We start from the raw sequence: 981 nt of genomic DNA on the forward strand, positions 1-981 counted from the left end.
TGACATTACAATGTATGCGCCCATGGTCGACATGGTGTCCGCCATCGCTTTGATGATGTCGTTACTTGTCTTAAAGGTGCCAGATACTTTACCGTAAACGTAACCAGGGATGATAAATAGAATGAAGATCAGTGGAACAATCGACTTCATGATAGGCGCAGAAAACGCCGTAATTTCGCCTTCAGGAGAACGAAGTGCCGAGTTCTCAGGCAATAACGCGGCAACAAGAAGTGCGATACCCGCCATCATAGCCCAGCCAGCGTAGCGGAATGCTTTTGATTCCAACTCAGTGAAAGAGCCTAAGTTTGGTGCCGTTTCTGCATCTTCATCAATTGGCATCTTTGCTAGACGTGGCTCGATGATTTTCTCAGTCACGTACCAACCGATAGCGACGATGATCACTGAAGATAGACCAGTGAAGAAGATGTTTGCTAGAGGGTTAACCACGTATTCAGGATCAAGAACCTGTGCTGCCGTTTGTGTGAAACCAGCGAGCAATGGGTCAATACCTGAAGGAATGAAGTTTGCAGAGAAACCACCAGACACACCAGCAAATGCCGCTGCGATACCAGCTAGAGGGTGACGACCAGCGGCATGGAAAATGATACCACCTAGAGGAATAACCAAAACGTAGCCCGCATCAGCCGCGGTATGCGAGATAATTGCGACAAGAATAAGCATTGGTGTAAGTAGCTTCGCTGGAGTGAAGTTCAGCATCTTCTTAAGGCCAGTCGTGATAAAACCAGAAGAATCCGCAACACCTACACCCAACATTGCAACTAATACGATGCCTAGAGGTGCAAAACCAGTAAACGTAGTGACCATGTTAGCAAGGAAACTTGCTAGAGCTTCACCCGTAAGTAAGTTAGTAATGGTAAGAGCTTCGCCCGTTCGAGGGTTTGGAAGGTCGAAAGTCACATTCGACAAAAGTGCAGACGCAGCCCAAGTAATGATCAGTGCCCAGAAAAACAAAATCGCAGG

General features: G+C 47.2%; 1 protein-coding gene. It reads right to left on the reverse strand.

Annotated features, from left to right (window positions below; all coding sequences use genetic code 11):
* Positions 1 to 981: AbgT family transporter (locus tag R7Q11_RS25075; RefSeq protein ID WP_225466867.1), on the reverse strand; the 981-nt coding region annotated here is incomplete at both ends.

The sequence above is a fragment of the Vibrio sp. 970 genome (genome assembly GCF_033339075.1).